This is a genomic window from Microcystis sp. LE19-195.1E (assembly GCF_027532095.1).
Lineage (GTDB): Bacteria > Cyanobacteriota > Cyanobacteriia > Cyanobacteriales > Microcystaceae > Microcystis > Microcystis aeruginosa.
In genome coordinates, this window is the sequence record NZ_JAPZSZ010000093.1 from 1 (window position 1) to 1,195 (window position 1,195).

Consider the following 1,195-nt stretch of genomic DNA (forward strand, 5'->3'; position numbering starts at 1 on the left):
ATGAAGGTTTACGAATTTTGGCGGTAGGGCATACCGCTACTGCTTCTGGAGGGAGAGTAAGACCAAGTAAAGGCACTGCTTTTGCAAGGCATCTCCCTGTGAATGAAGAATCCCTCGCATGAGTGCGATGGGAGTGTCAAATTTGTTGAGGGCGTTTAAGTAGTAATTGGATAGCCAAAAGAATTAAACCAATGGTGACAAAAGCAAAAATAAAGGTTCCTAGAGAAGCTAAACCAAAAACTAAAGTGCGGACAGCACTGCCAATTCTCAAGGCGATCGGACTGTGAGCAACCATTGGTTTTGAGTAAAAAGAATGACCGATCGCTGCTGTGAGATAATAGAGAATTGTCCCCAATGCTGCCGAAATTGCCGCACCAACCAAACAGCGAGTAGGAGTAACTTTTTTGGTTTCTAATTCTGTGGTCATTCCTTTTTAGTCCTCAAATATTGCCCAGGTTAAATTTTAATTCTTTTCCCCAGCATTTTACCCGACTAGGACCAAGGATCGAGGACGGAAGGAAAAGAAGTATCGACTTGCGAGGAGGCGATCAGGTCTTGATTCTGGTCTAGTTGCCGTTTTAACTGTTCCCAATCGCCGGGGTCGGTTAACTCCTCATAAACAGGGGCAGCGGAAAAGATCGTTTCTTTGTCCGTTGACCAGTTTCGGGAAGGAAGGACTGGATTAGTCAAATCAGGCAACTCCTGGTCGAGAATAGTCGGATTTGCGCTCCCAGGGGAAGCTGTGGGCGAATTTAGGCTAATTTCCCGCTTTAGTGACTGTAATTCACGGTTGAGAGCCTGTAATAGCTGCTCGATCGCCTCGATTCTCCCGAAAACATCCGAGGGAATCTCAGGATTATTGGCAGCAGAGAGGGAGGGTAAAGTTAATTCATCAGCCATGACGCGCTCGATTTCCTCTAGGGTAGTATAACCCGACTGCACTAACTTTTGAGCAAAGGAAGGCAGCTTGGTCTGAAGTTTCTCGTTTGCTAATGACATAGAATAGAGGGCTCTTCGTTACTTGGTATGGTTCGATCGGGTGGCATAAATCGACTAAATCCTTATCTGGCAAGAGATTTAATTGATTAGTTCGCTCTAGATCAAAAACAATTGACAAAAATCGCTAAATGCCTTTCTCTATAAGGGTTCCATCCCTTATAACCCTCGTCCATTGCATAACACAAACCGAAGAGCC

Annotated in this window: 2 protein-coding genes; both read right to left on the reverse strand. The window is 45.0% G+C overall.

The window, feature by feature from the left end; all coding sequences use genetic code 11:
• Positions 1 to 136: 136 nt before the first annotated feature.
• Entirely contained in the window at positions 137 to 427 is a 291-nt protein-coding gene (locus tag O9300_RS05765) for a DUF3082 domain-containing protein (RefSeq protein WP_079209266.1), read from the reverse strand.
• A 65-nt stretch (positions 428 to 492) separates the two neighbouring features.
• A complete protein-coding gene (locus O9300_RS05770) occupies positions 493 to 999 on the reverse strand; it encodes a general secretion pathway protein GspE (RefSeq protein WP_287970542.1) in 507 nt (168 codons plus the stop codon).
• Positions 1,000 to 1,195 lie beyond the last annotated feature (196 nt).

Bases quoted from the DNA above. Each gene is read 5' to 3' on its own strand.
- O9300_RS05770 (WP_287970542.1), bottom strand. From the start codon at position 999: ATGTCATTAGCAAACGAGAAACTTCAGACCAAGCTGCCTTCCTTTGCT.
- O9300_RS05765 (WP_079209266.1), bottom strand. From the start codon at position 427: ATGACCACAGAATTAGAAACCAAAAAAGTTACTCCTACTCGCTGTTTG.